Genomic DNA, 7,619 nt, shown 5'->3' on the forward strand with positions numbered 1-7,619 from the left:
ACTTATTATATTCAAATAATAATTGCGATAGACCTTTTTGACTTGAACGTTCATGAGAGAAAAACTCCTTCACTTTCCTTGTATGTCAAGGATTCATTCGACGATGGACACAAAAAATCCTCCCGATTTTCGTTGGGAGGGTGCGAAATGTGAGTCGGAACGAAAAAATCCTCCCGATTTTCGTCGAGAGGGTGCGAAATGTGAGGTGTATAAAAAACAGGTGGAGCGTGACAGCTTCGAGGATGAATCACGTCCACCTGGGTTTGAACTTTTTACATAAAAATCAGTATGTATGAAAGCATCGATTTATTTCATGAAAAACAAATACTGTAAATTTTGTGCAATATAATTCGGGTAAATTTTGTTTTTTTCAATATCCTCTTTTCTGGAGACTCCGGTTAATACAAGGCATGTGCGGCAATTATTTGTTTTTCCAAGCAAAATATCGGTTTCTAAACGATCGCCAATGATTAAGCACCTGTTGCTGTTTATGTTTAATTTTTCAAGAATTTTTTTGCCGTAAAAAGAGGAAGGCTTCCCGATAACCTGATCGATCGGCTGTCCTGATGCAGCTTCTATTGCTTTCGCTATTGCCAGTGTATCTGAAATATACCCTTCAGGAACTGGACAAAGCGAATCCGGATTGGCTGCAATTAATTTGGCTCCATTACGAACCGCGTTCATTGCCAAATTGAGTTTTTCGTAAGTGAAGCAGCGATCAAGTCCGACAAGTACGTGGGTCGCGTCCATAGGATTGTCGGTCATTTTTAGTGAAAATTTGTGGAATTCTTCCGAAATCGCTTTTTCGCCTACAATATAGACTAAAGAGTCCGGAGATTTCTCTAAAAAATATACAGCTGACAAATAAGAAGCTGTTATGATTTCGTCCAGTTTCGCTTGAATTCCTAAATGATGAAGCCGCTTTCTGCATTCTTCTCTTGTTTGTGTCGATGTATTTGTGATAAAAAGAATTTTTTTGTTATGGCGCCTTAATCGGTCGATCGTTTCTTTTACACCGGGCAAAAGTTTATTGCCAATATATATAGTTCCATCTAAATCAAAACAATATGCATCAAAATCGTCAATGTGTAACAATACAATACTCCACCTTTATTCTGTTGAAAGTTCTTTTAGTAGAATTTCTTTGCCTTCGCGTAACTTTTCTAACGGTGTTCCGGGGGCATATTCTAGGATGAGCTGACAATCGATTGATTGTTCATGAATCGTTTTAAAGATTTCTTGCCATGGGACGGTTCCTTCACCGATTGGCAAGTGATCGTCTCCTGTTCCGTTATTATCATGAACATGGAGGGCAATCAGTCGATCCTTTGTCTGTTTCATTATTTGCGGAATATCCCAACCGTTTAAATTTGCGTGGCCAATGTCAAGTAAGTATCCTGCCGTTTCATCAATATTATCCAAAAAGCTCGTAAACTCATCTTGCGTAAAAATCGAACTGCCGTTGTATCCGACGTTTTCGATTGCCAGTTTGACGTTCAAAGGTTTAGCAAATTCACATAATTGATGGATATAATCTTCAGCTCGCTGCTTTGCTAAACGTTTGTCAAAAACCGGAGAAAAACAGAACCCAGGATGGATCACAACATGCGAAGCCTGAATCATGCCGGCAAACTCAATCGCTTTTTTGTATTCAAAAAATGAAGCTTCCCGAATCGCTTTATTTTCACTTGTTAAGTTAATATCCCATGCTGGAGGATGAATGGTGTAGCCGATGGGCAATTCTTTTAGTTTGGAAGACAATTTTTTGAATGATTTTTCCATGTCATCCCATTTTTCGCCATCCATTAATAGTTCAACTTTATCAGCTCCATATTCAATTAAGTCATGGACATTTTTTAAAGGATCTTTTGATATAAGCGGCAAATCAGAATAACAGATTTTTCTTTTCATAAACAACCACCTCATGAAAGATATGTTTCCACATTGATTTTGTGATTCATCGGACTGCTTTCATTCAGATCCAGCACTTGCGGATAGCCTATTGATTGTGTGGATTCTCGATCAAAAATGTGAATACGATCCATTTTTGGTTTTAAATAGACCATTTCCCCCGGATGCCAATTCTTTTTTTCACTCATCGCAATCACTTCATGACCTTCTAAATTTATATAAATACTGTAGCTGCTTCCTTGGTTTTCCACGTATTTCACTGTGCCTTTTAATGTGTTTTCTTGGGGAGTTTTATAAATTTCTAGATGTTCAGGTCGAATTCCAAAAACAAACGTTTTGGCATTGCTTTCATTTATTTGTCGGATCCACATCGGATGCAATAAAAATGATTGTTTCCCGATCACAACTTTGCCATCATAATAATCCATATCGACAATATTCGTTGGAGGCGAGCCGATAAATTTTGCCGTAAAGATGTTTGCAGGGCGGTTATATACATTTTCCGGCGTATCTACCATTTGCAATTGCCCTTGATTCATTAACGCAATACGATCCCCTATAGTCATTGCTTCAATTTGATCATGTGTAACATAAACGATTGTTTGCTTATACATTTCATGGATTTTCACTAGTTCCTTGCGTGCAGACACTCTTAGCTGTGCATCTAAATTTGATAATGGCTCATCAAGCAGAAAGAAATCAGATTTTTTTACAACGGCTCTTGCTAAAGCGACACGCTGCCTTTGCCCGCCGGATAAATCTTTCGGCAATCTGTTTTCATAGCCTTTCAACTGGAGCATTTCTAACACAGCATTTAATCTCTTTTGAATTTCGTCTTTATGAACCTTCTGAACTTTTAAACCGTAAATAATATTTTCAACGACATTCATATGAGGATATAATGCATAATTTTGAAATACCATCGCTACATTTCTTTTTCCGCTTGGAATGTCATTCGCCTTTACGCCATTCAAATATAAGTCGCCCGAAGTAATTTCTTCAAGGCCGGCAATCATGCGTAAAGTTGTCGATTTGCCGCATCCGGACGGACCTAGAAGAACTAAACGTTCTCCAGGATGAATGGTAAGATTGAGCCCTTTTACAACATGTGTTTTTCCATAGGATTTCCAAACGTTTTCAAATCTTATTTCCTTCATTGTGCCATCCTCCGTTACTTAATTCCAGAAGAAGTAAATGTTCCTATAATATACTTCTGGAAAATTAAATATAAAGTTAAAGGTATTATCATTGTGATGACTGATACGGCCATGGCGACAGTAAAATTCGTGCCGCCTTCTGAGCTGATGTACATCTGTAAAGCAAGAGGCAATGTATAATTTTCCTTGCTTTTTAAAATGAGCACCGGCCATACGTATTCGTTCCAGGTAGTAATGAAAAACCAGATACCTGTTGATGTGACAGCCGGCCTCACTAATGGGAGAACGATATCTTTCATAATCCGGGCGTGTCCAATATGATCTAATTTGGCTGCTTCAATTAACGAGATGGGGATTGTTTTCATCGACTGCCTCATTAAAAAGATACCAAGCGCATTGGCGAGCTGCGGCAAAATAACACCCCAAACGCTGTTGACTAAACCGATACCCGATATGATCAAATAGTTTGGAATCATTGTTACGGTAAAAGGGATAAAAATTGTACTAATTAACATAAAATATAAAATGTTTTTCCCTTTAAACTGCAAAAATACGAAAGCATACGCTGCTAAAAATGAAGTAATCAGTTTGAAAATTGTCGCAACAGAGGCAATAATGAACGTATTCATCGTAATTTTGAAAGCAGGTAAACTATTAAAGAATGTGATATAGTTTTCGAATGTCGGATTTAACGGAACTATGTTCAAAACATTGTTGTAGGCATCTTCCAACGTTTTAAACGATGAACCTAATGCAAAAACGATTGGATATAAAAGAATAATGATTGTAATGATAAAAATAATGTGCCAAGGTATCGCAACAGATCGTTTAATTTTCATAATAGATACCTCTTTCAACAAACTTAAATTCAAGAGCTAATAATATGAAAAAGATTAACATCGTCATAATTGATAAAGCTGCAGAATGTCCTGTTCTGTAAAGTACGAAGGCTTCGTGATAGGCGTGATAGATCGCATTGGAGCTGGCGTAATTTGGACCGCCTTGTGTTATCACTTTTATAGGCGTGAATACATACTGCAGTCCTTGGACAATTGTAATAATAAACACATAAATGCCAGTAGCGCTGCTCATAGGCAAGACAATATGAAAGAATATTTTCCATAAAGGAACATTATCCAAACGGGCTGCTTCTATTATTTCGCGTGAAATACCGTTGATAGAAGCATAAAGGACGATAAAGTTATAGCCAAATACTTTCCAGGATGTAATCAAACTTAAAACCAATATGACCCAGCCGTCTAATTTACTCCAAATCGGCATTTCAATGCCGAACCATCCTAAAATAATGGCAACAGGTCCGGAAACTGGATTTAAAATCCACGTAAACAATATCGAACCGACGACCAATGAGATGAATGCTGGCAGAAACAAGGCGCTTTTATAAAAACCATTAAATCGTTTTAAAATTAAATCTAAAACGAAAGCAAAAAGATACGGTATGATACAGTTTATAACTAATAAGAAAGCAATATATATAAATGTATTTCCCAATATTTTATATGTTTTTCGATCAGATAAAACATCAATGTAGTTTTTCAATCCTACAAATTCTTTTGTCGGAGTAATCATGTTCCAGTCAAAAAAGCTTAAATAAATTGTGTATAAAAATGGCCAAAACATGAATATCGAAAATATAATTAACGTTGGAATCAATAAGCAATACGCTTTCCAACTCTCTTTATTTTTAAAAACTGTCCCATCACTCATATTTTTATTACCCTCCGTACTGATACCGAAAATAAAAGTTAAAAGGGAGGGTGACTAAAGGAAGTTTTTTTGAAAAATTGTTATAAATGTTAGTCACCCTTTGTAGACATTTCCTTTTACTTTAACAATTCGTTGATGGATTTTTCCGTTGATTTTAAACCTTCTTCTACTGATACTTTTCCTGTAAGAATTTCGTCGCGTACATCTATTAATAATTGCTCTGCCTGTAAACCGGCGTCTCCAGGGAATGATGCCCAAGGAACAATCTTGTCCATTTGTTCTATGGCAGGCTTCATCATTTCATTTTCTTCTAAAAATGATTTAAGTCCATTTTCTGCTTCTGCAACATCTTTACGTGGAGGCACATAACCTGTTCCTTCTGTCCATTTGGCCATTGATTCAACGCTATAAAGAAATTTCATGAATTCCCATGCTGCTTTTTGCTGCTCTTCATCTTTTGCTGTAATAGCCAGCATTGCGCCACCTGCCGGCAGTCTTACTTCTTTTCCTTCCCATGCTGGCGATTTGATTGCCGCTACGTCAAATTTGGCATTCGCTTGGATATGCGCACGTTGGGCAATCGTTGTATAGACCATGGCGACATTGCCATCGATAAAGCTTTGTACACCTTGATCCCAAGGCAAATGCAAGGCTGTTTTATCTTTTAACACCATATCAGCCCATAGTTGATACGCTTCAATTCCTTCTTTTGAAGCAAATGTTGCTTTTCCGTCCGTAATCATTTTGGCTCCGTTGCTTTCTAATAAAGCTTGTGTAGCCCAGTTATCTGCCGGCTCCTGCAAATAAAACCCATATTTTCCTGTTTTCTCTTTTATTATTTTGGAAAATTCTCTTACCTCTTCCCACGTTTTTGGCCCATTTTCATCTAGTCCAGCTTTTCGTAAAAGGTCTCGATTAATATAGAGGACTGGATTGCTTAACGAATATGGAATCCCGACTTGTTCACCATCCGAATTTTTCGCTAAATCCAAAACATTTTTTAAGAAATGATCTTTTAAAAATGTTTTATCTTCTGGAAAATATTTATCTATTATTTCTTGCGGCGGCACATAATGAAAATTATTTGAGAAGTAGTCTAAAAATGCCCATCCTACTTGTACAACTGCTGGTGAATTGCCCGCAGCTACTTCAGCTTGTAAATTTTGCATCAACCCTTTATACATGTCCGGGTTGTATTTGGCTACGACTTCTACAGTATCACTTTGTGCATTAAATTCCTTCACTAACTCTTCTACTGTTTTTCCGCCTTGAGTTTCAGCATTTACGTGCCAGTATTCGATAACCGTTTTTTTGTTGCCGTCCTCTGATTTAGAAGGAGAGTCATTGGCTGCCTGCTTGCTCGTGTTGTTACAAGCTGCTAACATGAATACTAATGTAAATGCGCAAATCAATTTTACAAATGATTTCATTATATTCCTCCTCACCAAATTGTTTGACCGTAATGAATGAAAGGATCTTCAAAATGTCGTGACATTTCGGCTATTTAGAAAATTCTTTACATGAATCAGTTAACAAATCGTGTTGCCTTTGACTGGCTATCACCGTCCGTGTTCGAGCAAGCGGCTTCTACAATCTGTCTTCAATTTCAGATAAAGCTATTTTTCATCGTTATGCCAATGACAGGTTGGCAGATCGTTTGCATTAATATTTTAGGTGTAAATGCTTTTTTATCTCCCGACCTGACAAATCTATTAAATGATGTCGAAATCACCTCCAATTGCTTGCATAACAAAAAAAGAGACTCCAAATATAATGTATATATCTATCCTGAAAACACCATTTAAGACAAAAAAACGGGACCCGCCTAGCCTTCGGAATTGAATTCCAAAGGAAGGTATTTCAGTATATATATGGTTAATAAGTGCTATGCATGGTTAATAAGTGCTATGCACTCGTTTTTTCCAGTTTCACTTCGTACCCTAACCCCTCTAATCGTTTCACCGTTTGACGCACGATGCTCGCTTCTCGCTGCCGATCCCAGTAGTCGGCTCCCAACTCTCTATACGGTTCCTTTCGAGTTAAGATATAATAGATCATTTCTAAAATCGTTCTCCCGACCGCGACACTCGCTCGATTCGCTCCTCTTCGTTTGGCGATCCGATGATACTTGGCCGATAGGTACGTGTTCTTCGTTCGGGCGGCGGCACGGGCACATTCCACGAGGCACGACCTTAGCTTCTTGTTCCCTTTCCTCGTTCGACCTGACAACCGTTTCCCTGCACTCTCATGATTCCCGGGAGCCATTCCGGCCCATGAGGCCAAGTGCGCGGCGGTAGGGAACCGGCTCATGTCCGTCCCGATTTCCGCTACAATTTGTTCCGCGCTTTGCCGCCCCACTCCCGGGATCGTATCGATGAGCTCCAGCGCTTCATGCAAAGGGCTCGTTCGTTCCTCGATTTCTCGATCCAACCGGGCAATCGCTTCATCTAAATACTCCACATGACGCCATTGCTCGGCCAGCATCATGCGTTGATGCGGCCCCATCACTCCTTTCAATGCGCGCCGGAGCTCTTCCGTTTTTTGTTTCAGCCGCCCTTTGGCGAGCTGGGCGAGGGCCGCCGGATCGTCCTTTCCTTCGATAAGGGCGCGAATGATGAGCCGGGCCGACATCCCGTTGATGTCGGATACGACCGAAGAAAGCTTGATATTGGCTCCTTCCAGCACTTTTTGGATGCGGTTGAGCTCCCGTGCCCGTTCCTCGATCAAACTGCGCCGATAACGGACCAGTTCCCGGAGCTCCCGCTGAGCCCGATGAGGGATGTAACTCCCTTTTAGCAATCCATGGCGAAGCAAGTCCGCGAT

General features: G+C 39.3%; 7 protein-coding genes. All 7 read right to left on the reverse strand.

What is annotated here, in order from left to right:
* Positions 1 to 306: 306 nt before the first annotated feature.
* Positions 307 to 1,095, reverse strand: a complete 789-nt coding sequence (locus DI44_RS00160) for an HAD-IIA family hydrolase (RefSeq protein WP_033026722.1) — start codon at positions 1,093 to 1,095, stop codon at positions 307 to 309.
* Between the two features lie 15 nt (positions 1,096 to 1,110).
* Positions 1,111 to 1,911: a sugar phosphate isomerase/epimerase family protein gene (locus tag DI44_RS00155; RefSeq protein ID WP_033026726.1), complete on the reverse strand. Its 801-nt coding sequence runs from the start codon at positions 1,909 to 1,911 to the stop codon at positions 1,111 to 1,113.
* Positions 1,912 to 1,922: 11 nt separating this feature from the next.
* Entirely contained in the window at positions 1,923 to 3,068 is a 1,146-nt protein-coding gene (locus DI44_RS00150) for an ABC transporter ATP-binding protein (RefSeq protein ID WP_033026729.1), read from the reverse strand.
* Positions 3,069 to 3,082: 14 nt separating this feature from the next.
* Positions 3,083 to 3,907 (reverse strand): carbohydrate ABC transporter permease, encoded by an 825-nt coding sequence (locus DI44_RS00145; RefSeq protein ID WP_003252244.1) that lies wholly within the window; start codon positions 3,905 to 3,907, stop codon positions 3,083 to 3,085.
* Positions 3,897 to 4,796 (reverse strand): sugar ABC transporter permease, encoded by a 900-nt coding sequence (locus DI44_RS00140; RefSeq protein ID WP_033026733.1) that lies wholly within the window; start codon positions 4,794 to 4,796, stop codon positions 3,897 to 3,899. Before DI44_RS00140 ends, DI44_RS00145 begins: the two co-directional genes overlap by 11 nt.
* 116 nt (positions 4,797 to 4,912) lie before the next feature.
* Positions 4,913 to 6,226 carry an ABC transporter substrate-binding protein gene (locus tag DI44_RS00135; protein ID WP_033026735.1) on the reverse strand — a complete coding sequence of 438 codons (1,314 nt, stop codon included), beginning with the start codon at positions 6,224 to 6,226 and terminating at the stop codon, positions 4,913 to 4,915.
* A 475-nt stretch (positions 6,227 to 6,701) separates the two neighbouring features.
* Positions 6,702 to 7,619, reverse strand: a 918-nt coding sequence (locus tag DI44_RS00130) for an IS110 family transposase (RefSeq protein ID WP_033026736.1), incomplete at its 5' end; no start/stop codon positions are given.

It is taken from the genome of Geobacillus sp. CAMR5420 (genome assembly GCF_000691465.1).
Taxonomy (GTDB): Bacteria; Bacillota; Bacilli; order Bacillales; family Anoxybacillaceae; genus Geobacillus; species Geobacillus thermoleovorans.